Consider the following 26,597-nt stretch of genomic DNA (forward strand, 5'->3'; position numbering starts at 1 on the left):
CTGCCCGGGTAGCCGGTCAGCCGAGGGACATGCGAGTCGGGGGAAATGCCATGCGTACGACTGTCTATCGCGACACGGCCGCGGAGGAGCCGCGGCGGATCCTGCCACGGGCCGTCATCGTGGGGGGCGCGGGCGTCTGCGCCGGGGCCGCGGTCGCGTACCTGTTCGATCCGGTGGCGGGGCGGGCGCGCCGGGCGCGGGCCCGCGACCAGGCCGCGCACCAGGTGCACGGCCTGCGCGACGGCCTCGGCGTCCTGAGCCGCGACCTGGGCAACCGCTGCCGGGGGTCGGCGGCGGCCGTACGGTACCGCTTCACCGGCGGGTCCGCCGACGACCGGGTGCTGCACGAGCGCGTACGCGCCGAGCTGGGCCGCTACGTCAGCCATCCGCACGGCGTCGAGGTGCACGTGCAGGACCACGTCGTGACGCTGGACGGCGACGTGCTCGCCTGGGAGGACGAGCGGGCCCGGCGGGCGGTGCAGCACATCCCTGGCGTACGCAGGGTCCAGGCCCGCTGGCGCACGCACCGCGACACGGCCGGCGTGCCGACGTTGCAGGGCCGGCGCCGCCGCCGCGAGCCGGTGCCCGAGCTGTTGCAGCAGCAGTGGTCGCCCACCGCGAGGTTCGCGGCCGGCACGGTCTCCGCCTGGATGTGGATGCTGTCCGGCCGGCTGCCCCGGCCGGTGTCGTGGGCCGTCCGGAGCGCGAGCGTGGTGCTGGCCGCCCGCGTGGCGACGAACCTTCCGCTACGCCGGCTCACCGGGATCAACGCGGGCCGCCGGGCCGTCGACGTCACCTCGGCCATCGAGATCGACGTGCCCGTGGACGCCATCTGGTCGCTGGTGAGCGACTACTCCGTCTTCTCCCGCATCATGCCCGACGTGCAGGAGGTACGCCGTTCGCCCGACGGGCAGCTGTCCCACTGGGTGATCACCGGCCCGGCCGGGGCGCCGATCCGGTTCGACGCCACGGAGACCAGGCGCGAGGAGGGCAAGGAGATCGCCTGGAAGACCACGGAGGGCCAGCTCATCGCCCACACGGGCGCCCTGCGCCTGACGGAGCAGGCCAACGGCAGGACCCGGGTCCAGGTACATCTCACCTACAACCCGGTGGCGGGCGCGACGGGCCACGCCATCGCGCGGCTCATCGGCGCGAACCCCGCGCGCAGGCTCCAGCAGGACCTGGTGCGCCTGAAGGAGCACGCCGAGCGCGAGCGGCAACCGGCCGGGCTGGGAACCGGCACGGCACGCTAGTCAAGGAGGCGATCCACATGCCCGAAGGTACGGCCCTCGCCGAGATGCGGCAGGTCCTGGACGAGGTCTTCCAGGACCGCGAGCGGGCGGCGGTCCGGGAGGTCTACGCCTGCGCCTCGGAGAAGGTGCGCCTGCCGGCCGACGTGCTGGCGCACCTGAACGAGGTGCCGGAGGGTGCCTACACCCGGGAGGAGTTCGTGGAGGCGGTCAACGAGGTCATCCGGCGCCGTGGTGAGCAGGACATCCTCGGCCTGCTGGATGAGTCCTGACCGGCGGCTCCGGCCGTCACAGCAGCAGCGACCGCCGCAGCGGCCCTGACGGGCCGGGCCCGCCCGCCGGACGCCGGTGATCACGAAGGCGGCCTCGCCGAGCGCGTCCCCGATCTCGTACAGGTCGATCGGGCGGATGCGTTCCAGGGCGCGGTAGTCCGCGGCGACGTACAGCAGGTGCAGGCCGGTGGCCACCACCACGCCGCCCTGGAACCCGCCGCCGGGGGTGATCGGCCCGTGCGCGACGACGTAGAAGCCGATCAGCAGCGCCACGGGCAGCATCAGCGCGCCGTACCAGCGGATCCTGGCGGACACGTCGAGAGCCGCCGGGCCGTGCCGGCGGTCGCCGCGCGTCTGGCGCAGCAGCACGACCGTGCCGAGCACGGCCGAGAACAGGATCGTCTCCTCGCCGAGCGTGTCGAAGGCCCGCTGGTCGAAGTTGACCGAGGCCACGCTGTTGGGGGTCAGCCGTGCCAGCGCCGCCCGCACCGCGCGGTCGCCGTACGGGTGGTGGTCGCCGCCGAAGGGCGGCAGCGCCAGGCAGGCCATCGTGAACAGCGCGGCGACGACCGCCGCTCCGGCCGCGAAGACCCACAGCCGGGCCCGGCCGCTCACGGACTCTCGCTCTCGTCCCCGTCCTGGTCCGTGGACTCGCGCTTCACCTTGCGTACGGCAAGCAGGATCATCAGCGGCGTGACGGCCGATCCGACGGCCAGTTGCGACAGCGCCACGTCAGGAGCCTGCACGGCCATGAACAGCAGCGCCAGCGACAGCCCGAGGAACGACAGCACCAGTGCCTGGCGCGTGGGGTCCCGGTTGAACACGGCCGCCGTCGCGGCGCCGCCGACCAGGACCAGCGCGATCACGATCACCGTGCTCACCACGCCGGACCGCCTTCACGACGAGCGCGGCCACCACGCCGGACCGCCTCCGCGATGGGCACGTCAACCATGCCGGTCTCCCTTCACGCTGGTGACGGTGCCGCCGGCGACCAGCAGCGCGCCGATGACCAGCACCTTGACCATTTCCCGTCCCGGCCCCACCGCCGCGCACACCGGCCCGACCACCGCCGGCACGCCGATCGCCGCGCCGTACAGCACCGTCCGCGAGCTCGGCAGCACGCCGAGGAAGCGCGCGTAGACGAGCGTTCCGGCCGGGCCGAGCACGGCGAGCACCAGGGCCGCGTCCCGGTAGGGGGAGCGGCCGTAGCCCTGCGCCATCAGCAGGAAGGCCAGCGCCCCCACGACGGTCGCCAGGTTCTGGGCGATCAGCCGCCGCTCCGGCGCGGCGACGGCGGCCACGCACAGCGCCGGGCCGAACGCGGCCACGAGGAGCACCGCGGCCGCGAGCAGCCAGAGGTTCACGGCCGCCCCACTGCCGCCCGCCGGGTGCCCCGCGCCGCGGACGCCGCCAGGAGGGCCGCCCCGGCGCCCACCACGACCTCGAGCGGCTGGACGGAGGAGACGAGCACCAGCCACAGCCCGGTGAGCACCGCCCACCAGGCAAGCACTTCAAGCACCCCGATCATCGGACACCCCCGCCGCGCGGCCGCCCCCGCAGGCCGACGTTTCGCATCGTAAGCCAGCCGGGTGCCCGGATCGGGGAGCCCCACGCCACCCGGAGCATCCAGGTCGCCGAGCGGCCGGTGCCGCGCGCGGTCGCGCCGGTGTACCGCCGAGCCTCAGCCTGGGAACGCCTCAGGCACGTCTTCCGCTGAGGCCGTCCTCTCCGTGGACCGCCTTGCTCCGAGGATCGCCGCAGTGCTCTCGTCGGCCGGCAGGAACGCCTCCAGGCGCAGCTCGGACAGCGTGACGTCCACGGCGGTCGCGAACGACGTCAGCGTGGTGATGAGGCGCAGCTCGCCTTCCCGTACGCGCAACCGCAGCGGCACGGCGAAGCCGAGATGCGCCGCCGACGGGTCCTGGCCGGGCAGGTAGCCGTCCAGCTCGGCGATGAGCTCCTCCAGCCGGCGATCGGGGCTCTGCCACGCCTGGGCGCGCAGGCTGCCGGTGATGTGGCGGCCCCACTCCGCCAGGTTCGCGACCCGGCGGGCCATGCCGTCCGGGTGCAGGGCCAGGCGCAGCACGTTGACCGGGGGCTCCAGCAGGGCGGGCGCGGCGCCCTCGGTCAGGACGTCGAACGCCGCGTTGGCGGCGGCCAGCTCGCCGTACGGCCGGACGACGACGGCCGGGTACGGCATGTGCCCGTCGAGGATGCGCTCCAGCGCCTCGCGTACCGGGCCGAGCTCGGGCGCGTCGAGGCTCGACTCGGCGTAGACGGGCGCGTATCCCGCGGCGAGCAGCAGCTCGTTGCGCTCCCGCAGCGACAGCTCCAGGGACTCGGCGAGCCGCACCACCATGGCGCGCCCCGGACGGGAGCGTCCCTGTTCGAGGAAGCTGAGGTGGCGCTGGGTCGTGTCGGCCCTGATCGCCAGGTCGAGCTGGCTGAAACGGCGGCGCGCCCGCCAGCGCCGCAGCTCGCGCGCGAACTGGTCAGACTCCGCCAAAACCGTCATATCACTATTCATACTGGACGCCGTCCGCCGCGCGATTCCCTCCAGGGAATCGCGGCGCGGCACGTCCCGGACGCACACTGCGGGTCATGACGATCGATGTGAAGCGATGGGCCGACCGCTATGTCGCCCAGTGGAACGAGCCCGACCCCGCGGCCAGGACCGCCCTCGTCCGCGAGCTGTGGGCACCCGACGGCGTCCAGGTGCTGGTCGACCCGCCCCAGGCGATCCGTGAGGCCGCCGCGGACCTGGCGTTCCCCGCGCCGCCGTTGGAGGTGCGCGGCCACGACGCCCTGGACGCCAGGGTGGCCCGCGCGTACGAGATGTTCGTCGCGCCGGGCGAGCACGTGTTCGAGGCCGCCGGGGAGGCGTCCCTCCTCCTGCAGAACGTGGTGGCCATCCGGTGGTCGATGGTCTCCACCCGCACGCGGGAGGCCGTCGGCGGCGGGCTGGACATCCTGGCGCTGGACGGCGACGGCCGGGTGCGTACCGACCACCAGTTCATCGGGGTGAGCTGATGCGTTACACCAGGATCATGCGTACCGAAGCAGGCGGGTCGGCGTTCGAGGACGGCGAGATCGTGCTCGAACGCCGCCAGGTCGCCGACGGGGTGCCGCCCATGACGGTCGGCGGGCTGCCGTCGAAAGGCGGCGTCCAGTTCGTGGGCAGCGCCGCCTTCGACAGCGCCGCGCACCCCGCGCCACGCGAGCAGTGGGTGGTGATGCTGCGCGGGGTGATCGAGGTGACGGTCACCGACGGCGGCCGGCGCCGTTTCGGGCCTGGCGACCTGGTGCTCGCCGCCGACACCACGGGCCTGGGTCACGTCACGACCGGCGTCGGGGACGCGCCGTTCGAGGCGCTGTTCATCCCCGTCTGAGACACGGCTCGAAGCACGGCGTACGGACGTCTCATGGCCGGTATGAGGCCCCGGGCGGCCCTGGGCGACAAGGCGTCCTGACTTGTCATCACGCCGCATTGACACGACAATCACGTTCCCATGGGTCACACCAGCATGAGACGTCTCTCCGCCGTCGCGGCACTTGTGATCACCACCGGCTGCGGGATGCTGCCGGGCACCGCCAGTTCGGGTGAGCCCGCCGAGGGGCCGCACCGGGTGGCCGTCGAGGAGCCCGCCCGGTCCTCCGGCGACGGTGGGCGGCCGGCGGCCGTCGAGCACCACTGGGTCGGCCTGCACCAGGCCTGGCAGGTCGAGCAGATCGACGAGGAGCCGATGCGCTACGGCCTGGTCTCTGACGGCGAGCGCTTCGTCGCCCTGCGCCAGAAGATCGACGGCGAGGGCGCTGCCGAGGTGACCGGCTACGACGGCGCGACGGGCAAGCGGTTGTGGCGCAAGAGCCTGCCCTGGGTGGGCGACAGCTCGCCCGTCGCGGCCGACGGCACGATCGTCGTCCCGCTGGGGAGGACGCACGCGTCCAGCGTCGACGAGCCCGCCCAGTTCGCGGCGCTCGACCTGGCGACGGGCGAGGAGCGCTGGCGCGCGCGGGTGAAGTCGCGCGTGTTCATGACCTCCAGCCTCAACCTGCCCGCGCCCGACCCCGGCGCCATCCTCGACGGCGTCTTCTACTACGCCGACGGCCCGAAGCTGTACGGGCGCGACCTCGCCACGGGCAAGATCCGCTACCAGCGGAAGAGCAAGTCGCACAAGGCGGTCGCGGGCCCGCTGGCGGCGGGCGACAAGCTCGTGGTCGTGGTCAAGCCGGACCTCATGGTCGACACCGAGGGCATCGACTACGGCATCGACAGCCTGGCCGTCCTCAACAAGAAGCTGACCCCCGTCCGCCAGGTCGACTTCCCCAAGGACGCCGCGCCCGACGCGGTGGTCACCGGCGGCGACATCGCCGTCGCCTATGTCGCCGGTGGCGACGACCCCCGCATGTGGGCCATCGACACCAGCACGGGCAAGCGGCTGTGGGACCAGCCGCTCGGCGAGTACCAGGACCCCGGGCCGCCCCTGGGCGACGTCCTGCCGATCATGGACGCCTCGGTCAACCATCAGCAGCAGTTCGTCGGCCGCGACCTGCTCACCGGCAAGCAGCTGTGGAAGCTGGGGCCGCGCGACGCGGAGAACGTCCTCGACAGGGGCCGCGCCATGGGCGTGGCGGACGGGACGCTGTTCGGGCTCGGCCACGGTGTCGAGATCGTCGACCCGGAGACGGGGAAGGTGACGTTCCGCCACCAGTTCACGCCGCGCGGCGGCGGCCTGGTCACGGCGGCGGGCGGCCGGATCGTCATCTACAACCACGACGGGCTCATGGGGTTCGACTAGCCCGCCCGCACTCCCAAGGGCGGCTGATCAGACGGTGATGATGATCTTCCCGGCGGGGTGGCCCTCCGTGAGGTAGCGCATCGCGTCGGCCGTCTCGGCGAGGGGGTAGACGCGGTCGATCGCCGGGGTGACCGAGCCGGACTCGATCAGCCGTCCCAGCTCCTCCAGGTCCTGCGTGCGCTCCCTGGAGGTCAGGCCGCGCAGGCGCTGGCCGGTGAGCATCGAGACGAAGGGCACGCGCAGCTGGCGGGTGTAGCCGCCGAGCAGCCCGCCCGCGTCGTGGCCGCCCCCGGCCACCACCAGGGTCCCGCGCGGCGTGAGGGCGCGGCGCAGCAGCGCCAGCGGCCGGCACCCCGCCGTGTCGATGATCACGTCGTGGCGCGGCCCGTCGCGGTCGACCTCGTCGCGGGTGTAGTCGATGACCTCGTCGGCGCCCAGCGACCGCACCAGCTCCTCCTTGCCGGCGCCGCACACGCCGGTCACGCTCGCGCCGGACGCCTTGGCTATCTGCACCGCGAACGACCCGACGCCGCCGCCCGCGCCGATGACCATCACCCGCTGCCCCGCGCGTACGCGGCCGCAGTCGCGGACGGCCTGCAGCGCGGTCACCCCGGAGATGGGCACCGCCGCGGCCTCCTCGAACGACAGCTTGGCCGGCTTGGGCGCGAGCCGCTGCCACGAGACGGCCGCGTACTCGGCGAACGTGCCGCCCGGGTGGGTGCCGTACACCTCGTCGCCGGGTTCGAAGCGCCGCACGCCCGCGCCGACGGCCGTGACGACCCCGGCCAGCGCCCGGCCGCGCACCCGCACCCTGGGTCTGGTCAGCCCGGCCGCGACGCGCACCGCGTACGGCCGGCCGGTCATGAAGACCCACACGCCCGGGTCGAGCCCGGCGGCGCGTACCTGGACCAGCACCTGGTCGTCCTGGACCGGCGGCCGGTCCACCTCGCGCAGCCCCAGCACCTCGGCCGAGCCGTAAACGTCGTGCGCGATCGCCTTCATCGTGACCGTCCGATCCCGCGTAACCGTCCGGAGTCCATCGTCGCCTTCCTCCTCTATCGTCGTTCGTACTTAGTACGAGACGCTACAGTACTAAGTACGAAAACGCCATGGGCCGGGAGCGAGATGTCGAAACGCGTTGGCGAGACCTCAGGGGCACGCACTCAACTCAGCCGGGAGCGGGTGCTGCGCGGCGCGGTCGCGGTCGCGGACCGGGACGGCATCGGGGCGCTGACGATCCGCTCGCTCGCCCAGGAGCTCGGCGTCAAGCCGATGTCGGTCTACTACTACGTGGCCAACAAGGACGAGATCCTCGACGGCATCGTCGACCTGGTCTTCGGCGAGATCGAGCTGCCCTCGCCTGGTGGCGACTGGCGATCGGAGATCCGGCGGCGCGCGGTGTCGGCCCGGGCCGTCCTGCGGCGCCACCCCTGGGCCATCGCCCTGATGGAGTCGCGCACCACCCCCGGCCCCGCGACCCTGCGCCACCACGACGCCACCCTCGGCACGCTGCGCGGCGCGGGCTTCTCGGTGGGGATGACCGCCCACGCCTACGCCCTGCTCGACGCGTACGTCTACGGCTTCGCCCTGCAGGAGTCCTCCCTGCCCTTCGCGGGGCCGGACACCGCCGCCGAGGTCACGGAGTCGATCGCGCAGCAGATCAGCGCCGAGGACTATCCCCATCTCATCGAGATGGCGACCGAGCACGTCCTGCGGCCCGGCTACGACTGGGGCGACGAGTTCGAGTTCGGGCTCGGCCTGATCCTCGACTCCCTCGCCGCGTCCCTGCCCGAAGCCTGAACGGGCGGGGCTCAGTACGTCGTGGAGATTTGCACGTCGACGTTCTGCTCGTCGCCGTGGAGGGCGGTGGTCAGGCCGGCCCCGGCGGCGAGGGCGACGGCCAGGGCCGCCGCGGCGAGGAGCAGGCGGCGGGGCGACCGGCGATGGGCGACCGGGGCGGGGTCGCCGACGGCGATCCTCGCGCGGGCCGCGAGCCAGGGCCGGAGGTCGTCGCCGTCCAGGCCGCAGGCCCTGACGAAGGCGGCGAGCAGCTCCTCACGGGGGACGCGGTCCTTGGCGAGCATGGTGGAGGCCGTGGAGTAGGGCAGCGTGTCGCCCGCGTCGGCGGCCCGGCGGTCGAGCTGGCGGAAGCTCAGCCCCGACCAGGTCTTGAGGCGTCGCAGCGCGGCCATCAGGGTGGCCGCGTCGGTCGCGGTCTCGGGTGACGGCGGCGGCGTGGCGGTCATGTCGCTCCTCCAGCGGTAGGGGCTCTGAGCTGGGCGTACGGTGTCCCGCACAGTCTCGGACACCCTGACATGTTGATCAGTGTGGACGCCCGTGGTCAACCTTGACCCCCACGAAGCCTGGGGGAGGGGCCGGATGAGGATCACGTGGTACGGCGGTGCGGTCGCGTTGGTCATGGCGACGCTGACCGCCTGCGGCAACGGGCTGGGCGACTGCGCGGAACCGATCGGCGCGTACGTCGCGGACGCCTGGCCGGAGGGTGCCGGCGGCACGGTCATGGTGGCGCGCGGCGGCGAGGTCGCGTACTGCCAGGGGTTCGGGATGGCCGACGTGGCCGGCGGGGTCCGGGCGAGCTGCGACACCGTCTACGACATCATGTCGATCACGAAGCAGTTCACCGCCGCCGCCGTCATGAAGCTGGAGATGATGGGCCGGCTCCGGGTGACGGACCCGATCGGCAGGTACCTCGGCGCGGTGCCCGCCGACAAGCGGCCGATCACGCTGCACCAGCTCCTGACCCACACGTCGGGGCTGGTCGAGGCGCTCGGCGACGACTACGACCCGCTGTCGCGCGCGGACATGCTGGCCGGGGCGCTCGCCTCGGAGCTCCGGTCGCCGCCCGGCGCCGCGTTCCACTACTCGAACGTGGGGTACAGCCTGCTGGCGGCGATCATCGAGAAGGTCTCCGGTCTCGGCTACGAGCGGTTCCTGGCGACGTACCTGTTCGAGCCGGCGGGGATGACCAGGACCGGCTACGTGCTGCCGGACTGGCCCGAGAGCCAGGTCGCGGTGGAGTACGACGGGCGCGGCGCGAGCAGGGGGCGGCCGTACGACCATCCGTGGGCGCCCGACGGCCCGTACTGGAACCTGCGCGGCAACGGCGGCATGCTCTCCACCGCGCGGGACCTGCTCCGCTGGCACCGCGCGCTGTCGGGCGACACGGTGCTGTCCGCGGCGGCCAGGCGCGAGCTGTTCACCCCGTACGTACGGATGCCCGATTCGGACGACTCCTACGGATACGGCTGGGTGATCTCCGATGACGGGCGGATCGTCTCGCACGACGGCGGCGACACCTGGTCGCTGGCGGACTACGCCCGCTCCCCGGACGGCGGCGTGATGGTGTTCTGGATCAGCAACCACGCTTACCAGCAGGGCCGGTGGAACATGGAGGACCTCGACCTGACCCGCGCCCTCACCTGCCGCGCTCGCTCGGCGACCCCGGGGACCGCGAGCATCCCGAGCGCTCCGAGCATCCCGAGCGCTCCGAGCACCCCGGCGACGGGCGCGTCAACCGAGCAGTGAGACCGCCGCCAGCGAGGTCGCCGCGATGAGCCCGGTGGAGATGGCCCCGAGCGCCATCACCCGCCCGCGCCTGAGCAGCTTCCGCAGGTCGATCCCGGTCCCGAGGGCGAACAGGGCGGCGGCCAGCAGCGCGTTCGTGAGCGCGGGCACGCTGTCGGTCACGGCCGTGGGCAGCAGCCCCGTGCTCCGCACCGCCACCGCCGCCAGGAACCCGGCCACGAACAGCGGCACGATCGGCGGCCTGCCCGCCCCGGCGGACCCGGATGGGGCCGTGCCCGCGGGCGTCTCGCGGGCGCCGTCCAGGCGGCGCAGGGACGTGGTGACGGCCACGATCGGGGCGAGCAGGACGACCCGGGCGAGCTTCACCGTCACCGCCGTCGCGAGGACGCCCGTGGCGGCCCCGATCGCCGCCACCTGGGCCACCTCGTGAACGGCCGCCCCCGTCCACACGCCGAGCCGGTCGGGCGGGAGCCCCAGCCAGGACGCCAGCAGCGGCAGCACCACGATGGCCGCGCTGCCGTAGAGGACCACCACGGCGATCGCCCCCGCCGCCTCGTCGTCGGTGCTGTCCGTGCTGTCGTGCATGGCGGCGATCGCCGACGCGCCGCAGATCGACACGCCCGTGGCCACCAGCAGCGACGTACCGGGGGAGAGGCCGAGGCGGCGGCCGGCCGGCGGCGTGAGGACGAACGTCAGTCCCGTGGAGACGGCCACGACCGCGAGCGAGCGCCACCCGAGCGCGAGCACCTGCGGCACCGCGATCTGCAGCCCGAGCAGCACGACCGCCGCGCGCAGCACCCGCTTGGAGACGAACGCCAGCCCGGGACGGAGCGGCGCGCGGACCGCCCCGGTGCTGGCCAGCGCCGTACCGAGGGCCACGGCGGCGGTGGCGGCGCCGACCCCCGGCACGAACCGGCTGATCAGCAGCGAGACCGGTACGGCCAGTGCGCACACCGCGATGCCGGGCAGGCCGGACGTCTTGGACAGGGTGGGAAGCATGATCCCAGTCTTCGGGGGCCGCGACCGAGCCGGTAGCCGCGGGTTGACTGGGAGCCCATAGCCTATGGCTATGACTCCTCTGCCTGACCTGGACTCGCTCAAGCTCCTGGTGGACGTCGGCGAGCTGGGCAGCCTCGGACAGGCGGCCAGGGTGGCGGGCATCGCCCAGCCGTCGGCGAGCAAGCGCATCGCCCAGCTGGAACGGCGGCTCGGGCTGCCGCTGCTGGAGCGCACGCCGCGCGGCTCCACGCTCACCACCGAGGGCAAGATGGTGGCGGGCTGGGCCGCCCAGGTGCTCGCGTCGGCACAGGAGCTCATGCGGGCCGCCGAGGCCGTACGCCACACCGAGGCCGCGCACCTGCGGGTGGCGTCCAGCATGACGGTGGCCGAATACCTGGTGCCCCGCTGGCTCGCCGAGTTCCAGAGCCGCGAGCCCGGCGTGCGGATCGGCCTCGACGTGCTGAACTCCGCCGACGTGGCCGCGCTCGTGCTGTCCGGCTCCGGAGGCATGGAGCTGGGGTTCGTGGAGGGGCCGAACCTCCCGGACGGGCTGGCCGGCCGGGTCGTGGGCACGGACAGGCTCCTCGTCGTGGTGGCGCCCGGACACCCGTGGACGCGCCGCCGTACCGTGCTCAGGGGCGCGGAGCTGGCCGCCACGCCGCTGGTCGTGCGCGAGCGCGGCTCCGGCACCCGCGAAACCCTGGACGTCGCCTTCCGGGGCCTGCACCAGGCCAGCCCGCGCCTCGAGCTCGGGTCCAACTCGGCCGTCAAGGGCGCCGCCCAGGCGGGCGTCGCGCCGGCGGTCCTCAGCCGGTACGCGGTGGAGTCCGAACTGGCCACCGGCCGCCTCGTCGAGGTGCCGCTGGCGGGCCACACCCTGGTCAGGAACCTGCGCGCGGTCTGGCGCCGGGGCCGCCCCCTCAACGGCCCCGCCGCGACCCTCCTGGCCATCGCCGGCCGCAAGAACGCCTGACACCCGCCCGCCGACCGCCCGGACGTCGTGCTGGCCGCCCGGACGTCGTGTCCGGAGGCTGCGTGTCGGTTGTCAGGACGCGGTGACGACCGTGCCGGGCGTCAGGGGCGGGCCGGCATGAGCTTCGTGACCGTGCGGCCGGAGACGGTGAAGCGGCACCGCGCCGATCGCCCGGCCGCCACTCCCTCCGAGCCGCCCGCGCGGACGGTGGTCAGGTAGTGGTGGAAGACGCGCCGGACGGCGGCCGCGCGCCGGGCTTCCGGCATGTGGCGGGCGGCCTGCTCGCGGGCGTAGAGCCGGATCAGGCCGGGCATCCGGTAGCGGCCGGGCCCGCCGGATTCGAGGAGGCGGACCTCCACGAGGCGGCCGAGCGCGGCCTCCGTCCTGCGTTCCGTCCAGCCCGTGAGCGCGGACACGGCGCCCGTCGCGTAGCCGGGGGTCTCCAGGAGGCCGAGCAGGACGAACGTGTGCGCGGCGTCGCGGCCCGCGGGGCCGTCGGGGAGCTGCTGGAGCCCGGCCGCGATGCTCGTACGGACGGCGAGGTCGGCGTGTTCGAGGGCGTCGAGGCGGCGGGCGGGGTCGTTGAGCCGGGCGGCCAGATGGGACAGCGTCCAGCCGGGCCTGGCCGCCAGGCGGGCCGCCGCGATGCGGAGCGCGAGCGGGAGCCCGCCGCACCGCCGGACGATCTCCCGCGCCGCTTCCGGCTCGGCCTCGACGCGGGGCGCGCCCACCAGGCGGGCGAACAGGGCGTCGGCGTCGGCGTCGCCGAGCCCGGCCAGGTGCAGCGGGCTCGCGCCGCCGAGGGCGGCCAGGACCCGGCGGCTGGTGACGATCGCGGCGCAGGCGGGGCCGGCGGGGATCAGCGGGCGCACCTGGTCGGCGTCGTACGCGTTGTCGAGGATGACGAGCAGGTTGCGGGCCGAGGTGAGCGAGCGGTAACGCGCGGCGGCCTCGTCCGGCGTGGCCGGCGCGGCGGCTTCGTCACCGAGCGAGCGCAGCAGCCGGTTCAGGGCTTTGAGCGGCGGCAGCGGGCGGCGACCGGCGGTGGCGGAGTGCAGGTCGACGTAGAAGACGCCGTCGGTGAAGCGGCCCGCGGCGGCGTGCGCGGCATGGACCGCCAGCGCGGACTTGCCGATGCCGCCGGGCCCGTCGATCGCGGCCACGGCGGGCCGTCCCGGCACGGCGCCGGTGAGCGTCTCGTGCAGCCACGCGAGCTCGGCGGAGCGCGCGGTGAACGCCCGGGTCCCGGCCGGCAGCTCACCGGGCACGACGGCCCCGGGACGGGAAAGGCCGGGTGCCCGCCGGCCATGGCCGGAGAGGTCGGATGCGCCCCGGCCGGGGAGGCCAAGCACACCCTGGGCAGGGCTGGGGAGGTCGAGCGCGCCCGGGGCAGGGCTGGGGAGGTCGAGCGCGGTGCGCACATCCAGGTCATGCAGGGCGGGCGCGGCATGCCGGGCGGTGTCATGCAGGGCGGGTGCGGAATGTCGGGCGGGGCCGGGCAGGGAGCGGGCGGTGTGCCGGGTCGGGCCGGGCAGGGTGGGCGCCGTCCGCTGGGCCGGGCAGGGCAGGTCAAGCGCGGGGTCCCGGGCGAGCACCGCCTCCTGGAGGCGCCGCAGCGCCGCTCCCGGTTCGATGCCCAGCTCGTCCACCAGGACCCGCCGCGTCTCCTGGTACACCGCGAGCGCCTCCGTCGATCGCGAGGCCCGATAGAGCGCCAGCATCAGCTGGGCCTGCGGACGTTCCCGCAGCGGGTGGGCCGCGGCGTGCGCGCTGAGCTCCGGCACCACCGCGTGATGATCGCCCGTCTCCAGGCGGACGTCGAAGTGGTGCTCCAGCGCGGTGAGCCGCTCCTCCGCCAGCCGGTCCGACGCGGCCTCGGCCCACGGCGCCGCCATGCCGGCCAGCGCGTCGCCCCGCCACAGTGCCAGGGCCCGCCGGAACAGCCCGTCCGCCGCCGCGATCTCGCCGCGGTCCCGCGCGGCGCCCGCCTGCCGGGCCAGCAGCGTGAACAGGTGGGCGTCCACGCGCTCGCGGCCGAGGTTGAGGCGGTACCCGCCGGGAACGGTGGCGATGATCTCGCCGTCGTGGTGCGGCGACAGCAGGTCACGCAGCTTCGACACCACGATGTGCAGCTGCTTGCCCGCCGTCGCCGCCGTACTCTGCCCCCACACGTCGGTGAGGAGCTGCTCGGCCGGGACCACGCGGTCGGCGCTCATCGCCAGCCTGGCCAGCAGCCCCACCCGCCGGGTCCCGGCCAGCCGCACCGGCTCGCCGTCCACCGTGATCTCACATGGCCCGAGAACGTTGATCTGCAGTCCCATTCGAAGGCTCCCCCTGCCTTGTCGGATGGAGCGGCTGCCTCCGGCGCGAGGCGGGAGGCAGGAGGCGGGGACGACGGCGTCGGCGTCCGCGCGGCCGATCGCCACCCTACGAAGAGGCATGCGGGGCCGGTGTCCGGCGAACGCCCGACAAATGACCCGGCCGACCCGCTCTAAGGATTGAGCTCGGCCAGGGTGACGAGCCCGTCGTCGAGGGCACGGCTGACGAGGTCGCTCTTGGTGGGGGCGGGCCGTCCCACGTTGGCGTACTTCACGCGTACCCGCGCGATGTAGGTGTCGACGGTCTTGACCGTGATGTTGAGCTTCGCCGCGACGAGCTCCTTGGACGAGGCCACGAACCAGGCCCGCAGCACCTCGGTCTCGCGCTGCGACAGGTTCGGCCGGCTCGGCGAGTCGTCGGCGATGAACGCCCCCGACAGCGACGGCGCGGTGTACGCCTCGCCCCGCGCGGCGGCCCGTACGGCGGGAACGAGGTGCTCGGGCCCCTCGCGCTTGGTGAGGTAGGCGAGCGCGCCGAGGTCGACGCACTTGATCGCGGTCTCGTTGTCGGTGTGCTGGGAGTACACGATCACGCGCCGGCCGCTGTCGACCAGCCGGCGCAGCTCGCCGAAGTCCGGCCGGCGCGGCACCAGCTCCAGGTCGAAGATGACCACGTCGGCGGCGGCGCCGGGGCCGGTCCAGACGTCGGCGAGCCGGTCACCGGCGTCGATGAGCTCGATCGGCGGCGTGGCCTGCGAGCACCAGTAGCGGACGCCGGCGGCGATGGCCGCGTGGTCGTCCACGATCACCGCGGTGATCACCTCGTCGGCTGCCGGGCCGGCTGCCATGTGACCTCCATCCATACCGTGTCCTCGTGGTTGAGCGTCTCGATCCGCACGCCGGGCGTCGCGGGGCTCGGCACGTCCACCTCTCCGCAGTCGCCGACGACGCTGACCGACACCAGTTCCGCGTCTCCCACGACGGTGACCCGAGCCCGTGAGGCGGCGGTGGCGAGCACGGTGAGCACCGGCTCGGTGAGATCGCGCCGGACGGCCACCGGCAGCTCGGGCCACTGGCCGCGGGCGTCGAGTTCCACCTCGACGCCCTTGCGGTCCGCCACGTCGGCGCAGTGGCGCAGCTCGTGCAGCAGGGGGTTGGCGACGGTGTCGGCCTCGGCGAACAGCCGCCGCATCCGCGCCGCCTCGATGGCGCAGCGCCGCTGGACGAGCGGGTCCTCGGGGCGGAGCGACCCGCCGGCCAGCCCCTCCAGCAGCGGCACGGTTGTGGCTGAGAGCTCGGCGAACCCCTGCCGCCTGCGGCGGTGCGACTCCACGGCCACGGCTTCCGCGACGCGTACCCGTTCGGCCTCCCGCTGCGAGGCAGCAGCGGCCGCGCTGAGGCCGCGCAGGATGGCCGCCCCCACGGCCACGCACAGGGGAAAGCCGATCACGGTCACCGAGCCCGTGGCGAAGCGGGCCAGCGCCTGCCGCGTGGGCTCGTCGAACAGGAGCAGGTTCAGCAGGGCGACCAGCTCGTGGGCGGCCAGGAACGCCCCGACGGACCGCAGCGGGCGGTCGAGCAGCACGACCAGGCCCACCCAGTTGGCGGCGCCGAAGATCCAGTCCACGGTGGTCGACGTGCGGCCCTCCGGCAGCGTGGCGTACGAGAGCGCGGAGGCGGCCAGCACCACGGCCACGGCGGGCAGCCGCAGCCGGCCCCACGTCCGCCCCCGGACGAGCAGCACGGCCTCGCCCGCGAGCACGGCTCCCAGCGCGGCCAGGGCGGCGAGCTGGGCGGGCGACGAGTCGTGGTCGTCCAGATGGCGCAGGATGTTGGCCGGCCCGAGCCCGAGCACGATGGCCACGGCGACCAGCAGGGTCGCGATCCGCAGCCCGCGCCGCAGCTGCGTCCGCGCCGGCTCCACGGCCGCGGCGGGCTCAGTCATCGGCCTCGGGCCATTCCAGCCGGACGAGGGTGCCCGCCCCCTCGGCGGAGGTGATCGTGGCCGTGCCGCCGATCCGGCTCATCCGGCCGCGCACCGATTCGCGCAGGCCGCGCCGCGTGTCCGGCACGTCGGACGGCGAGAACCCCCGGCCCTGGTCGGCGATGTCGAGCCGCCACGTCCCCGCGCCGGGGCTCAGCCGGAGGGCCGCCCGCGTGGTGCCCGCGTGGCGGCGGACGTTGGTGACGGCCTCCCCGGCCGCGTCGGCGATCGCCCTGGCGGTCCCGAACGGCAGTTCCAGCCGCTCGGGTGCGTCGAACTCCACGCTCAGCTGCGCGGCGTCGAGCTCTGAGCGCAGCAGGTCGACCAGGTCGGCCCGCCGGGGCGCCCGCCCGCTGTCGGAGCGCAGCCGGTCGAGGTCGCGGCGCGCCTGCGGGGCCAGCCAGCCGGCGTCCGAGCGCACCTGTCCGGTGCCGACCATCAGCAGCGTCGTGGCGGCCGTGTCGTGCAGGGCGTTGGCGAACTCGCGTTCCTCGGCGCGGACGGCCGCGGCCACCTCCGCCTCACGGCGTACCCGTGCCGCCTCGGCGGCCATCCGGTCGGCGCGGTCGGCGGCGCGCCGGAGCAGGACCCAGGCCGCGCGGGACAGAGCCGCCGCCGGCACGGCCCACACCAGCCCCCTGATCACGCTCGGCCCCGCGTCCGCCATGGCGACGAGGGCCGCCGCCCCGCCCCCGGCCACCACCGCGGCCAGGCCGCCCGCCAGTGGCGAGGTGTGCCACTGGTACGTGACGCAGGCGAAGACGGTCAGGAGCCGCAGCCACCCGGTGTTGGTGTCCTCGATCGCGCCGGTCCATAAGACGCTCGCGGACAGGCCCAGCAGGACGGCCACGTCGAGCGCCACCGGCGCGGTGCCGTGGCCCGCGCGCAGCCACCAGGCGTAGCCGCAGGTCCAGGCGGCCGCGACGCCGGCCACCGACGCGGTGGCCGCGAGGTGTTCGGGCGGGGCGCGGAAGACGGCGATGGCGACGATCGGGACCAGGGTGGCCAGGCGTACGGCGGCCGCGTACCGGCGGCCGAACCGCACCAGCAGCAGGGCCGCTTCCTTGGCCACTCCGTCACACCTCGCCCTCCTCGTTGTGACGCAGCCTAACGAGTCACCCCCGGCGGCGCCGCCTCTCAGCGTGCCGTCATGGCCCCGTCCACGGCCATCGGCAGGCCGGTCACGAACGACGCGGCGTCGGAGCTGAGCCAGGCGATCGCCTCGCCGATCTCCGGGGGGTTCGCGTAGCGCCCGACCGGGTGGTAGCCGGCGGTCTGCTCCAGCGTCATGATCCCCTGCGCGATGAGGTCGTCCACCATCTGCGTACGCACGGCGCCGGGGCACACGGCGTTCACCCGGATGCCCGTCGTGGCGTACTCCAGCGCGGCCGCCTTGGTCAGCCCCACCACCCCGTGCTTGGCCGCGATGTACGTCGAGACGTACGGGGCCTCGATGCCGACCAGCCCCGCCACGGACGCCACGTTGACGATCGAGCCCGATCCCTGCTCCAGCATCTGGGAGAGCTCGTGCTTCATGCACCACCAGACGCCCTTGAGGTTGACGCCCATCGAGGCGTCCCACGTCTCCTCGCTCACCTCGTGGAAGCGGCCGTCTCCGGCGCTGTCCACGCCGGCGTTGTTGACCGCGCAGTCCAGGCGCCCGAACCGTTCGACCGTGGCGGCGACCATGTCCTTGACCGCGTCGCCGCGCCGTACGTCGACCCACACGAAGGCGGCCTCGCCGCCCGCCTCGCGCACCTCGTCGACCGTGCGCCTGCCGCCGTCCTCGTTGATGTCGGCGACCACGACCCTGGCCCCGTGCCGGGCGAACACCAGCGCCGTCGCGGCCCCGATGCCCGATCCCGCGCCCGTGATCAGCGCCACTCTGCCGTCGAGTAGTGAACCTGTCATGTCGTGCCGACTCCCGGTCCGGTGAAGGGGTGAAGAGGTGAGGAGTGGCACCGTACTGGAGGGTGATCAACATGTCGAGATTCGGGGATTTCGCCTGACACGCCGGGGGTTTCGGAAGTGCCCTGTTTGGGCCGACAGCTTGGGCAAAATGTCGTAAGATCCCTAGTTGCTCGCCCCGCGATCATGGAGATCGGCCAGAACAGGTCCGTCCTTGCGCGTTCGGCCTCGTCGCGTTCGCGGTGACCGCGCTCCACTCGCCGACGAGGAGCTCATAGATGTCAGTGCAGGTCCCTACTCGCCACCGCACGGCGCGCCTGGAGCAGGGTGAACCCCTGCTCGTCCTGGCGGCCGCCGTCATCGTCACGGGGGCCGCGTCGCTGACGGCCGTCCTCACCGCCCCCGCCTCGGCGCAGTCGTTCCTGGCCTGGACGCTCGGTGTCGCGGCCGTCCTGGTGTGCGCCGCGCTGACGTTCGCGGCGTACGGGCGGCAGCAGAACCGGCGGTTACGGGGCGAGCTCGCCGCCGGCGACGCCGAGCTCGCCCGGATGGCCGGCGAGACGATGCCGGCGACGGTGGAGCGGCTCAGGAGCGGGGCGTCGGCGGAGTCCGTGCTCATGACGACGCCGCGGCCCCGGAGCACCGCGCACGAGCAGATCCTGCGCGCCTTCGTCAACGAGGTGAGCAAGGAGGAGCGGATCCGCGCCGCCACGACGTCGGCGTGCGCCAGCGCGGCGGGGCGGGTCCAGGCGCTGGCCACCAGCATGCTGGCCGACCTGCGCGAGATGGAGGACAGGCACGACCGGATCGGCCTCGGCGACCTGCTGAAGCTGGACCACACGACCGCCCAGGCCGGCCGGCTCGCCGACAGCATCGCGGTGCTGACCGGGGCGCGGTCGGGGCGGCGCTGGACCAAGCCGATCGTGATGGAGAGCATCCTGCGCGGGGCCATCGGCCGGATCAGCGCCTACCAGCGGGTCCGCGTCCACTCCGCCAGCTCGTTCGCGATCGCGGGGCACGCCGCGGAGGGCGTCATGCACGCCCTGGCCGAGCTGATGGACAACGCCACCAGCTTCTCCCCGCCCACCGAAGAGGTGCACGTGTACGTGGAGGAGGTCAGCGCCGGCATCGTCATCACCATCGAGGACTGCGGCCTGGTGATGAGCCCCTCCGCGCTGGCCCGCGCGGAACGCGCCGTCTCCGCCGAGCCGCTGGACTTCACGACGCTGTCCGGCTCGCGGCTCGGGCTGGCGGTCGTCGGCTGCCTGGCCCGCAAGCACGGGCTGACCGTCTCCTTCCGCCCGTCCTCGCGGGGCGGCACCGGCGTGGTGGTCATGATCCCGCAGCAGCTCATCAGCCAGAACTACCAGCCGGCGCCGCAGACGCCCGTACCGAGAAGGCAGCCGCAGACGCAGCCGCTGGCGGTCCAGCGCGGTCCCCAGCCCGCCCAGCCTTCCCAGCCCGCCCCGGCCTCCCGGACGGCCCAGCGCGGCCCGCAGGCCGAGCCCTCCGCGGAGTCCGACACCCCCACGGATCCCGGGCCGGACGAGGAGCTGCACGGGCTGCCGCGCCGCCGCCGCGGGCAGACGCTCGCCGCAGCCTCCCCCGCGGCCGCGCCGCAGCGGCCCGCCGCCGCGCAGGAACCCCGGCCCGCCCGGCCGCCTTCCGACCCCGGAGCCAAGTTCACCGCCTTCCACCAGGCAGGCAGGGCACGACAGATTCGTGAGGACGGACCACGATGAGAACCGCAGATCAGGAACTCGCCTGGTTGCTCGAGAACCTGCTGGAGAGGACTCCGCAGACCAGGCACGCGTTGGTGTTGTCGCGGGACGGCCTGCGGCTCTCCCACACCTCCGCGCTGTCCACCGACCGCGCCGACCAGCTCGCCGCGATCGCCTCCGGGATCCAGAGCCTGTCGTACGGCGCCTCCGTCGAGTTCGGCGACGGCACGGGCGGCCTGCGCCAGTCCATGACCGAGTTCCACGGCGGGATGCTGTTCATCGTGGAGGCCGGGGACGGCGCCCACCTCGCCGTGGTGGCCCGCGACGACGCCGACCCGGGGCTCATCGGCCACAACATGAACGAGCTGGTGGAGCAGATCGGCGAGTACCTGACCGCGCCACCCCGTACGGCCCAGCAGAGCAGCCAGGTCTGATGTCGCCGCGCCTGGAGGACGAGAACCCGGACCGCCTCTACATGGTGACCGGCGGGCGCAGCGACGTGACCGACGACGGTCTCGACATGGTCACCCTGATCGTCAGCGAGTGCGACCCCACTCCGGGCATGCAGTCCGAGCATGCCCGGATCCTGCGGCTCTGCAAGAACCCGACGGCGGTCGTGGAAATCTCCTCGGAGCTGCGGATGCCGGTCAGCGTCGTCCGCATCCTGCTGTGCGACCTGCTCGACATGGGACGCATCACCGCCAGGACCCCGCGCCAGGCACCCGCCAGGACGCGACTGCCCGACCCCGAGATGCTCAAGCAGGTGCTCGTTGGACTCCAGAACCTCTGACCCGGTCACGCGCGTCCCGCTGCGGAGCACGGCGACCACCGGACTCAAGATCGTCATCGTGGGCGGGTTCGGTGTGGGGAAGACCACCATGGTCAGGTCGGTCAGCGAGATCCGCCCGCTGAGCACCGAGGAGACCATGACCAGCGCGGGCGTCGGCATCGACGACGCGCGCGGGGTGGAGGGCAAGCCGACGACCACGGTCGCGTTCGACTTCGGGCGGATCAGCCTCAACGACGAGATGGTGCTCTACCTCTTCGGGGCGCCCGGCCAGGAGCGGTTCTGGTTCGTGTGGGACCGCCTGTTCACCGGGACGCTCGGGGCCGTCGTCCTGGTGGACACCCGCCGCCTGGCCGACTCGTGGTACGCCATCGACCGGCTCGAACACCACGGCATGCCGTTCATCGTGGCCCACAACCAGTTCGGCGAGCCCACGCACACGCTCGACCAGATCCGCGACGCGCTCGACCTGTCCGCCGACGTGCCGCTGATCACGTGTGACGCGCGGCAGCGGGAGTCGAGCAAGGGCGTGCTGATCACGCTCGTCAACCACCTCCATGCTCTGTCCTCCGCCCGGCAGGTGACCTCATGACCGATTACTCGCATTCCCCCGATGCCATCTCCTGGTACGCCACCAGGCAGGAGGAGCCGGAGCGGAACCCCTTCGAGGGCGCCTTCCCCATGTACGGCAGGGCGTACCACCAGAATCCCGCCCGGGCCTTCGAGGAGATGCGGCGGCACGGCCCGGTGGCGCCGATCCTGCTGGAGGGGGACGTGCCGGGCTGGCTGGTGCTCGGCTACCGAGAGCTGCGGTACGTGCTCAGCAACCCCAAGCTGTTCGTCCGTGACTCCCGCCACTGGAACCAGTGGAAGAACATCCCGCCGGACTGGCCCCTCATGGCGTACGTCGGCTACCAGCCGTCGATGCTGTTCGAGGTGGAAGCGGCGCACGAGCGCCGGGCGGGCGCGGTCAGCGACGCGCTGGCCGCCGCCGACCAGTTCGAGCTGCGCGCGAACTGCGAGCGGGTCGCCGAGGGTCTGATCAACACGTTCATCGGCACGGGGCGGGCGGACCTGATGGCGCAGTACGCCAACCCGATCCCGCTGCTCGTCCTCGGGTCGATGCTGGGCCTGCCGGACGCGGAGACCCGCGCGCTGGTCGGCGAGGTGGCCACGACCCTGAACGGCGGGCCCGCCGCGATGGAGGCCTACCACCGGGTGCAGGCCATCATGGCCTCGCTGCTGGAGCTGAAGCGGCACAACCCGGGGCCCGACCTGCCGTCCCGGCTGCTGGCGCATCCCGCGAACCTCACCGACGAGGAGCTCACCCAGGACCTCCTCCTGACCATGACCGCCGGCCACGACCCGACGGCCACCTGGATCGGCAACACGCTCCAGCTCATGCTGACCGACGACCGGTTCGCGATGACGCTGTCGGGCGGCCGGCGCAGCATCGGCCAGGCGCTCAACGAGGTGCTGTGGAAGGAGGCGCCCGGGCAGATCGCCATCGGCCGGTGGCCCGTCATGGACACCCAGCTCGGGGGCCGCCGCGTCAAGGCCGGCGACCTGCTGGTCTGCGGCCTGGCCGCCGCCAACCTCGACCCCCAGGTACGCCCCGACTTCTACGGCGGCTCGGTGGGCAACCACGCGCACATGTCGTTCGGGTTCGGGGCGCACGGCTGCCCGCACCCCGCGCCGGAGCTCGCGGAGATCATCGCGCACATCGCGGTGGAGATGCTGCTCGACCGGCTGCCGGACGTGGTGCTCGCGGTGCCGGCGGAGTCGCTGGAATGGCGGTCGTCGATCCAGATGCGCTCGCTGGAGGCGCTGCCGGTGGAGTTCACCCCCGGCTACCCGGTGTGACCCCCCGGCGGCCACCGTCAGCCGCCGGTCAGAAAACGCCACCGGTCAGAAACTCGGTGGCAGCCCGGCGCCGCCCAGCAGGTCCAGTTCGACGGCCCCGGCCGACTCCACGAGCCGCAGCGCCGCGGCGGCCTCCGGGCTGCCCGTCACCTGCTTCAGCGCGGCGTCGAGGTCGGCCTTGCTACGCCAGAGCTCGGTCACCCACACGGTGTCGGGGGCGTCGCGCTGCCGGCTGACCAGGTAGAGCTCGCATCCGGGCTCGTTCTCCAACCCGTCGGCGGCGGCCAGCAGCAGATCGGCCAGCTGCCCGCCGCTCCCTTCCTTGGCGACGAACTTCCCGTATCGCGCGACTCTGTCCATGCCCATCGAGCTTACTCAGAGGTGGGCGCGGCCATGAGCGCGGCGCCTGTGACGCCTCTCGCCCAGAGGGGGACGTCGCCGGATCGGCGACCACCAGTTGGCGCGGCCGGCCAGCCGCATGACGGCGGGCACGAGCAGCGCGCGGATCACGGTGGCGTCCAGCAGCACGGCCACGGCCAGGCCGACGCCGATCATCTTGAGCGGGGTGAGGGTGGAGGTGGCCAGCGCCGCCATGACGACGGCGAAGACGACGGCCGCCGAGGTGAACAGGCGGCCGGTGTGCTGGAGGCCGCGCGCCACCGCGGTGACGGTGTCGCCGGTGCGCCGGTGCTCCTCGGTGATGCGTGACAGCAGGAAGATCTCATAGTCCATGGACAGGCCGAAGGCGACGCAGAAGATCATGCTGGGCATCAGGATGTCGATGCTGCCCGTGACGGTGAAGTCGCCGACCAGCCCGCGCAGGTGGCCGTCCTGGAAGACGTGGACGAGGACGCCGAAGGTGGCCGTCAGGCTGAGGGCGTTCATCACCAGCGCCTTGACCGCCAGCACGATGCTGCCGGTGAGCGCGGTGATCAGGGCCAGGGTGGTCAGCGCTATCAGGGCGAGCGCCACCGGCAGGACGTCGCCGATGCCCTGGCGCGTGTCGGCCAGGTTGCCGCCCGGCCCGCCGATCAGGACGGGGCCGGGCGCGCCGACCTTGCGCAGCCGCAGCACCAGGTCGCTGTTCTCCATCGAGTACGGCTCGTAAGCGGTGGTGACGGTCAGGTGCGGGACGCCCGCCCTGCCGGGAACGGCGGGCGCCGCGTGACCAGAGCCCCTGACGGCCGAACCAGCGGCGGCCCGACGGAAGCCCTCGGCGGCCGAACCAGGGGCCGCCCGACGCGAGCCCTCGATGGCCGAACCAGGGGCCGTGTCCACGCGCAGGACCCCGGGCACCGCCGAAATGCGCCGGGCGTAGTCGCTCAGGGCAGGCAGGTCGGCCGCGCCGGGCAGCACGATGGTGGTCGGGGCGATGCCGCCGCCCGCCGCGAAGTCCCGCCGCAACTGCTGCCCGGCCTGCGCCGCGGGCGCCTGCGGCGGCAGCACCCGGTCGTCCATGGTGGCGAACCGGACGTGCACGAAGGGCACACCGAGCGTCACCAGCACAAGCGTGACGGGCAGCGCGACGACGACGGGCCGGCGCATGACGGCGACGGCGCCGTCGTACCACCGACGGCCGGCCGGGCGTCCGGCCCTCCAGGGGCCGGGCACCGGCAGCCGGTTGACCCGCTCGCCGAGCAGCCGCAGCAGGGCCGGCAGGACGACCAGGCTCGTGACGGCCGCCAGGACGGTGATCGCGATGCCGCCGCAGGCGATGGAGCGCAGGATGCCGAAGGGGAACAGCAACAGCGCGGACAGCGACAGCGTCACGGTCGCCGCCGAGTAGCCCATCGCCCGCCCGGTGCTGCGCATGGTGACGGCGACGGCCGTGTGCGGGTCCAGCCCCCGGGCGAGCTCCTCCCTGAACCGCGTGACGATGAACAGGCTGAAGTCGACCGCCAGCGCGAAGCCGAGCGCGGTGGCGATGCTCAGGGCGAACACCCCGATCTCGGTGACCGAGGTGAGCAGCCGCAGCACGGCCATCGCGCCGACGACGGACAGGGCGCCGATCAGGAGGGGTAGCAGGGCGGCGACGACGCCGCCGAACACCACCAGCAGGATGGCGAGGGTCAGCGGGGCGGCGATGAGCTCGGCCGTGCGCAGGTCGTGCTGGCTGCGTTCCTGGGTCTCCGCCCTGATCACGGCCTCCCCGGTCGCCGTGACGGTCAGCGGTCCACGGCGGCCGGTCAGGTCGGCGACGAGCCTGCGAGCCGTGGCGATCCGCTGGACGCGGTCTCCGCTCAGCAAGGCCGTGACGAGGGCGCTGCGGCCGTCCTTGCTGCGCATCGCCGGCGCGCCCGTGGTCCAGTACGAGACGGTCCACGCCACCCCGCGGTCGGCCGCCAGCGTGGCGGCGAGCCGCCGGCCCGCGGCGGCGTCGCCTGGGTCGTCCACGGAGCGGGCGGCGCGGGCGATCAGCACGATGTGCGGTACGCCCTGTCCGGGGAGGTTCCTCAGCAGCTCGTCGGCCCGCACCGCGGCGCTCCCGATGGGTTTGGTGCCGCCGAGCACCAGCCGGTCCTGCACGTCATGGCCGACCAGCAGCGCCAGGACGAACGCGACAGCGGTCAGCCAGAGCACGGTACGGCTGGACCGCCCGAGCGCCGCGGCGTGTGACATGAGGGGGCTCCTTCTCGGTGCGGCGCGTGGGGAATGCGGCGACGAGCGTGACGGCCGGTCCCGCGCACACGTCGGTGAGGTAGCGGTAGCGGCATGTCGACGTAGCCGCTGCGCAGGGCCGTGGCGTACCGCTCGGCGGAGGTGTAGAGGAAGGGCTGCGCGGCCGGCGGGCAGGGCATCCACAGGAGACGGCCGCGAAGGCGCCGGTGACGGCGAGATGGGCGAGGAACAGCCAGGTCGACGGCGCTTTGCGGCAGGACTGCCAGGGCGCCGCCGGGTCGTACGGCACGGGCAGGGTCGCGCCGGCCATCTACGGCGTGACGAGCGACAGCGGCGCCGTGCCGTCCTGCGTGGCGGCGATGAGGCCGAGACGGCGGCCGGCGGCGGTGCACGCGTCCACGATGCGGGTCAGCTGCGCGTCGGTGTGCGCGGCGGTGACGCTGAGGCGGATGAGCGCCTTTCCCTCGGGGACGCCCGGAGGGACCATGGCGTTGGTGTAGACGCCCTCGTCCAGGAGCTCCTTCCACATGCGCGCGCACAGTGCCGTGTCTCCCACCGGTATCGCCATGGCGGGAGCGATGCCGGGGGCGGTGCCGAAACCGAGTGCCGCCAGCTCGGCGCGGAGCCTTTCGCCCGCGGCCAGGGCCCGCCTGCGGCGTTCCGGCTCGGTGCGGATGATGCGCAGCGCGGCCAGCGCGGCGGCGGCGCAGCCGGCGGGCAGCGACGCGGTGAACACCGCGGGCCGGGCGTGATGGCGCAGGTAGTCGATGACGTGCCGCGGCCCCGCGACGGCGCCGCCCAGGGTGCCGAAGCACTTGGAGAACGTCAGCGTCTGCACGTCCACCGCCGCCTGCCGTCCCAGCTGCTCGGCGGCGCCCCTGCCGCCGACGCCGAGCAGCCCGGCGTCGTGGGCGCAGTCCAGGATGAGGCGGGCGTCGTGGCGGCGGGCGAGTCGCGCGATGCCCGGCACGTCGCACAGATCGCCGTCCGTGGAGAACATGCCTTCGCTGAGGACGAGCCGCCCATCGCGGGGATCGGCCGCCTTCAGCAGCCTCTCCAGGTGCGCGAGGTCGTTGTGCCGGTAGCGCACCAGCCTGGCATGGCCCAGCCGGACGGCGTCCATGAGCGAGGCATGGACGAGCCGGTCCGCGTACACCACGTCCTGGTGGGCGAACAGCGCGCTGAGCGTGAGGTTCGCCTGATAGCCGGTGGAGACCACCATGGCCGCCTCCATGCCGAGAAAGGCGGCGAGCTCGGCCTCCAGCTCCTCGTGCAGCGGCAGCGAGCCGTTGAGCAGGCGCGAGCCGGAGTTGCCCGTTCCGTGCCGGTCGAGCGCCTCGGTGGCGGCGGCCTTGAGCCGGGGGTCGTCCGACAGGGCCAGGTAGTCGTTGGACCCGGCCATCAGCACGGCACGACCGCCGATCACGACCTCCCCGTCGTCCAGCCGTTCCGTGACGGGACGGTAGTACGGGTAGGTCTCCGACCCGATCGCGACCAGCTGGTCGGGGCGGGGACGGCATTTGCCGAAGGCGTCCAGCACAGGCTCTGCTCTCCTCGT

The 26,597-nt window shown here is 73.7% G+C and carries 28 protein-coding genes; 12 read left to right on the forward strand and 16 right to left on the reverse strand.

The window, feature by feature from the left end; translation table 11 throughout:
* Window positions 1-50 precede the first annotated feature (50 nt).
* A complete protein-coding gene (locus tag FH608_RS08665) occupies window positions 51-1,253 on the forward strand; it encodes an SRPBCC family protein (RefSeq protein WP_139629821.1) in 1,203 nt (400 codons plus the stop codon).
* Here FH608_RS08665 and FH608_RS51335 read toward each other — a convergent pair.
* From FH608_RS51335 to FH608_RS08685, 5 genes are all read right to left on the reverse strand, one after another.
* A complete protein-coding gene (locus tag FH608_RS51335; RefSeq protein ID WP_193318302.1) occupies window positions 1,250-2,137 on the reverse strand; it encodes an MnhB domain-containing protein in 888 nt (295 codons plus the stop codon). The genes FH608_RS08665 and FH608_RS51335 overlap by 4 nt on opposite strands.
* Window positions 2,134-2,406, reverse strand: coding sequence for a Na(+)/H(+) antiporter subunit B (locus FH608_RS08675; protein WP_139629822.1), 273 nt, complete (start codon window positions 2,404-2,406; stop codon window positions 2,134-2,136). The genes FH608_RS51335 and FH608_RS08675 overlap by 4 nt, the downstream gene beginning before the upstream one ends.
* Window positions 2,407-2,466: 60 nt before the next feature.
* Complete coding sequence (locus FH608_RS08680; protein WP_139629823.1) at window positions 2,467-2,886, reverse strand: MrpF/PhaF family protein; 420 nt, start codon at window positions 2,884-2,886, stop codon at window positions 2,467-2,469.
* Complete coding sequence (locus FH608_RS51340) at window positions 2,883-3,041, reverse strand: hypothetical protein (protein WP_193318319.1); 159 nt, start codon at window positions 3,039-3,041, stop codon at window positions 2,883-2,885. Before FH608_RS51340 ends, FH608_RS08680 begins: the two co-directional genes overlap by 4 nt.
* A 162-nt stretch (window positions 3,042-3,203) precedes the next feature.
* Entirely contained in the window at window positions 3,204-4,037 is an 834-nt protein-coding gene (locus tag FH608_RS08685) for a helix-turn-helix domain-containing protein (protein ID WP_139629824.1), read from the reverse strand.
* Window positions 4,038-4,123: 86 nt separating this feature from the next.
* On the opposite strand from FH608_RS08685, the gene FH608_RS08690 reads away from it, so the two are divergent.
* The 3 genes from FH608_RS08690 (at window position 4,124) to FH608_RS08700 (ending at window position 6,321) form a co-directional block, all read left to right on the forward strand.
* Complete coding sequence (locus tag FH608_RS08690) at window positions 4,124-4,552, forward strand: hypothetical protein (protein ID WP_139629825.1); 429 nt, start codon at window positions 4,124-4,126, stop codon at window positions 4,550-4,552.
* A gap of 17 nt (window positions 4,553-4,569) precedes the next feature.
* A complete protein-coding gene (locus FH608_RS08695) occupies window positions 4,570-4,911 on the forward strand; it encodes a cupin domain-containing protein (RefSeq protein WP_139629826.1) in 342 nt (113 codons plus the stop codon).
* 135 nt (window positions 4,912-5,046) lie between these two features.
* Window positions 5,047-6,321, forward strand: a complete 1,275-nt coding sequence (locus tag FH608_RS08700) for an outer membrane protein assembly factor BamB family protein (protein WP_193318303.1) — start codon at window positions 5,047-5,049, stop codon at window positions 6,319-6,321.
* Between the two features lie 27 nt (window positions 6,322-6,348).
* On the opposite strand, the gene FH608_RS08705 is transcribed toward FH608_RS08700, so the two are convergent.
* The gene (locus FH608_RS08705; protein ID WP_139629828.1) at window positions 6,349-7,323 is read right to left on the reverse strand and encodes an NAD(P)-dependent alcohol dehydrogenase; all 975 of its coding nucleotides are present in this window, start codon (window positions 7,321-7,323) and stop codon (window positions 6,349-6,351) included.
* Window positions 7,324-7,446: 123 nt separating this feature from the next.
* Between FH608_RS08705 and FH608_RS08710 the strand changes: the two genes are divergently transcribed.
* Complete coding sequence (locus tag FH608_RS08710; protein WP_139629829.1) at window positions 7,447-8,121, forward strand: TetR/AcrR family transcriptional regulator; 675 nt, start codon at window positions 7,447-7,449, stop codon at window positions 8,119-8,121.
* 11 nt (window positions 8,122-8,132) lie between these two features.
* On the opposite strand, the gene FH608_RS08715 is transcribed toward FH608_RS08710, so the two are convergent.
* Window positions 8,133-8,630, reverse strand: a complete 498-nt coding sequence (locus tag FH608_RS08715; RefSeq protein WP_226899158.1) for a helix-turn-helix domain-containing protein — start codon at window positions 8,628-8,630, stop codon at window positions 8,133-8,135.
* A gap of 70 nt (window positions 8,631-8,700) precedes the next feature.
* On the opposite strand from FH608_RS08715, the gene FH608_RS08720 reads away from it, so the two are divergent.
* Complete coding sequence (locus tag FH608_RS08720) at window positions 8,701-9,867, forward strand: serine hydrolase domain-containing protein (RefSeq protein WP_193318304.1); 1,167 nt, start codon at window positions 8,701-8,703, stop codon at window positions 9,865-9,867.
* Here the strand turns inward: FH608_RS08720 and FH608_RS08725 are convergent.
* Window positions 9,853-10,866, reverse strand: coding sequence for a YeiH family protein (locus FH608_RS08725; RefSeq protein WP_226899159.1), 1,014 nt, complete (start codon window positions 10,864-10,866; stop codon window positions 9,853-9,855). The two genes, FH608_RS08720 and FH608_RS08725, sit on opposite strands and share 15 nt — an antisense overlap.
* A 70-nt stretch (window positions 10,867-10,936) precedes the next feature.
* On the opposite strand from FH608_RS08725, the gene FH608_RS08730 reads away from it, so the two are divergent.
* Window positions 10,937-11,839 (forward strand): LysR family transcriptional regulator, encoded by a 903-nt coding sequence (locus FH608_RS08730; protein ID WP_139629830.1) that lies wholly within the window; start codon window positions 10,937-10,939, stop codon window positions 11,837-11,839.
* A 101-nt stretch (window positions 11,840-11,940) separates the two neighbouring features.
* Here the strand turns inward: FH608_RS08730 and FH608_RS53770 are convergent, their stop codons facing one another.
* The 5 genes from FH608_RS53770 to FH608_RS08755 form a co-directional block, all read right to left on the reverse strand.
* Complete coding sequence (locus FH608_RS53770; RefSeq protein ID WP_193318305.1) at window positions 11,941-14,160, reverse strand: AfsR/SARP family transcriptional regulator; 2,220 nt, start codon at window positions 14,158-14,160, stop codon at window positions 11,941-11,943.
* 170 nt (window positions 14,161-14,330) lie between these two features.
* Window positions 14,331-15,005, reverse strand: coding sequence for a response regulator (locus FH608_RS08740; protein ID WP_139629832.1), 675 nt, complete (start codon window positions 15,003-15,005; stop codon window positions 14,331-14,333).
* Window positions 14,975-16,102 carry a hypothetical protein gene (locus FH608_RS08745; RefSeq protein ID WP_139629833.1) on the reverse strand — a complete coding sequence of 376 codons (1,128 nt, stop codon included), beginning with the start codon at window positions 16,100-16,102 and terminating at the stop codon, window positions 14,975-14,977. Before FH608_RS08745 ends, FH608_RS08740 begins: the two co-directional genes overlap by 31 nt.
* Window positions 16,095-17,213, reverse strand: a complete 1,119-nt coding sequence (locus tag FH608_RS08750; protein ID WP_139629834.1) for a sensor histidine kinase — start codon at window positions 17,211-17,213, stop codon at window positions 16,095-16,097. The genes FH608_RS08745 and FH608_RS08750 overlap by 8 nt, the downstream gene beginning before the upstream one ends.
* Window positions 17,214-17,278: 65 nt before the next feature.
* The gene (locus FH608_RS08755) at window positions 17,279-18,052 is read right to left on the reverse strand and encodes a glucose 1-dehydrogenase (protein ID WP_139629835.1); all 774 of its coding nucleotides are present in this window, start codon (window positions 18,050-18,052) and stop codon (window positions 17,279-17,281) included.
* A 275-nt stretch (window positions 18,053-18,327) separates the two neighbouring features.
* Between FH608_RS08755 and FH608_RS08760 the strand changes: the two genes are divergently transcribed.
* From FH608_RS08760 to FH608_RS08780, 5 genes are read left to right on the forward strand one after another with little or no spacing between them, the layout of a single operon-like run.
* The gene (locus tag FH608_RS08760) at window positions 18,328-19,791 is read left to right on the forward strand and encodes an ATP-binding protein (protein WP_139629836.1); all 1,464 of its coding nucleotides are present in this window, start codon (window positions 18,328-18,330) and stop codon (window positions 19,789-19,791) included.
* Window positions 19,788-20,204 (forward strand): roadblock/LC7 domain-containing protein, encoded by a 417-nt coding sequence (locus tag FH608_RS08765; RefSeq protein WP_139629837.1) that lies wholly within the window; start codon window positions 19,788-19,790, stop codon window positions 20,202-20,204. Before FH608_RS08760 ends, FH608_RS08765 begins: the two co-directional genes overlap by 4 nt.
* Window positions 20,204-20,560, forward strand: a complete 357-nt coding sequence (locus tag FH608_RS08770) for a DUF742 domain-containing protein (protein ID WP_139629838.1) — start codon at window positions 20,204-20,206, stop codon at window positions 20,558-20,560. The genes FH608_RS08765 and FH608_RS08770 overlap by 1 nt, the downstream gene beginning before the upstream one ends.
* The gene (locus tag FH608_RS08775) at window positions 20,541-21,149 is read left to right on the forward strand and encodes a GTP-binding protein (RefSeq protein ID WP_139629839.1); all 609 of its coding nucleotides are present in this window, start codon (window positions 20,541-20,543) and stop codon (window positions 21,147-21,149) included. Before FH608_RS08770 ends, FH608_RS08775 begins: the two co-directional genes overlap by 20 nt.
* Window positions 21,146-22,420, forward strand: coding sequence for a cytochrome P450 (locus FH608_RS08780; protein ID WP_226899161.1), 1,275 nt, complete (start codon window positions 21,146-21,148; stop codon window positions 22,418-22,420). Before FH608_RS08775 ends, FH608_RS08780 begins: the two co-directional genes overlap by 4 nt.
* Window positions 22,421-22,465: 45 nt before the next feature.
* Here the strand turns inward: FH608_RS08780 and FH608_RS08785 are convergent, their stop codons facing one another.
* From FH608_RS08785 to FH608_RS08795, 3 genes are all read right to left on the reverse strand, one after another.
* The gene (locus tag FH608_RS08785; protein ID WP_193318306.1) at window positions 22,466-22,780 is read right to left on the reverse strand and encodes a putative quinol monooxygenase; all 315 of its coding nucleotides are present in this window, start codon (window positions 22,778-22,780) and stop codon (window positions 22,466-22,468) included.
* A 15-nt stretch (window positions 22,781-22,795) separates the two neighbouring features.
* Window positions 22,796-25,039, reverse strand: coding sequence for an MMPL family transporter (locus FH608_RS08790; RefSeq protein WP_139629841.1), 2,244 nt, complete (start codon window positions 25,037-25,039; stop codon window positions 22,796-22,798).
* Between the two features lie 310 nt (window positions 25,040-25,349).
* Window positions 25,350-26,579 carry an aminotransferase class I/II-fold pyridoxal phosphate-dependent enzyme gene (locus tag FH608_RS08795; RefSeq protein WP_139629842.1) on the reverse strand — a complete coding sequence of 410 codons (1,230 nt, stop codon included), beginning with the start codon at window positions 26,577-26,579 and terminating at the stop codon, window positions 25,350-25,352.
* Window positions 26,580-26,597: the final 18 nt, after the last annotated feature.

It is taken from the genome of Nonomuraea phyllanthi (genome assembly GCF_006334985.2).
GTDB lineage: Bacteria > Actinomycetota > Actinomycetes > Streptosporangiales > Streptosporangiaceae > Nonomuraea > Nonomuraea phyllanthi.

Bases quoted from the DNA above. Each gene is read 5' to 3' on its own strand.
- FH608_RS08665 (WP_139629821.1), top strand. From the start codon at position 51: ATGCGTACGACTGTCTATCGCGACACGGCCGCGGAGGAGCCGCGGCGG.
- FH608_RS08685 (WP_139629824.1), bottom strand. From the start codon at position 4,037: ATGACGGTTTTGGCGGAGTCTGACCAGTTCGCGCGCGAGCTGCGGCGC.
- FH608_RS08690 (WP_139629825.1), top strand. From the start codon at position 4,124: ATGACGATCGATGTGAAGCGATGGGCCGACCGCTATGTCGCCCAGTGG.
- FH608_RS08695 (WP_139629826.1), top strand. From the start codon at position 4,570: ATGCGTACCGAAGCAGGCGGGTCGGCGTTCGAGGACGGCGAGATCGTG.
- FH608_RS08700 (WP_193318303.1), top strand. From the start codon at position 5,047: ATGAGACGTCTCTCCGCCGTCGCGGCACTTGTGATCACCACCGGCTGC.
- FH608_RS08705 (WP_139629828.1), bottom strand. From the start codon at position 7,323: ATGAAGGCGATCGCGCACGACGTTTACGGCTCGGCCGAGGTGCTGGGG.
- FH608_RS08710 (WP_139629829.1), top strand. From the start codon at position 7,447: ATGTCGAAACGCGTTGGCGAGACCTCAGGGGCACGCACTCAACTCAGC.
- FH608_RS08720 (WP_193318304.1), top strand. From the start codon at position 8,701: ATGAGGATCACGTGGTACGGCGGTGCGGTCGCGTTGGTCATGGCGACG.
- FH608_RS08725 (WP_226899159.1), bottom strand. From the start codon at position 10,866: ATGCTTCCCACCCTGTCCAAGACGTCCGGCCTGCCCGGCATCGCGGTG.
- FH608_RS08730 (WP_139629830.1), top strand. From the start codon at position 10,937: ATGACTCCTCTGCCTGACCTGGACTCGCTCAAGCTCCTGGTGGACGTC.
- FH608_RS53770 (WP_193318305.1), bottom strand. From the start codon at position 14,160: ATGGGACTGCAGATCAACGTTCTCGGGCCATGTGAGATCACGGTGGAC.
- FH608_RS08740 (WP_139629832.1), bottom strand. From the start codon at position 15,005: ATGGCAGCCGGCCCGGCAGCCGACGAGGTGATCACCGCGGTGATCGTG.
- FH608_RS08745 (WP_139629833.1), bottom strand. From the start codon at position 16,102: ATGACTGAGCCCGCCGCGGCCGTGGAGCCGGCGCGGACGCAGCTGCGG.
- FH608_RS08755 (WP_139629835.1), bottom strand. From the start codon at position 18,052: ATGACAGGTTCACTACTCGACGGCAGAGTGGCGCTGATCACGGGCGCG.
- FH608_RS08760 (WP_139629836.1), top strand. From the start codon at position 18,328: ATGTCAGTGCAGGTCCCTACTCGCCACCGCACGGCGCGCCTGGAGCAG.
- FH608_RS08765 (WP_139629837.1), top strand. From the start codon at position 19,788: ATGAGAACCGCAGATCAGGAACTCGCCTGGTTGCTCGAGAACCTGCTG.
- FH608_RS08770 (WP_139629838.1), top strand. From the start codon at position 20,204: ATGTCGCCGCGCCTGGAGGACGAGAACCCGGACCGCCTCTACATGGTG.
- FH608_RS08780 (WP_226899161.1), top strand. From the start codon at position 21,146: ATGACCGATTACTCGCATTCCCCCGATGCCATCTCCTGGTACGCCACC.
- FH608_RS08785 (WP_193318306.1), bottom strand. From the start codon at position 22,780: ATGGACAGAGTCGCGCGATACGGGAAGTTCGTCGCCAAGGAAGGGAGC.
- FH608_RS08790 (WP_139629841.1), bottom strand. From the start codon at position 25,039: ATGTCACACGCCGCGGCGCTCGGGCGGTCCAGCCGTACCGTGCTCTGG.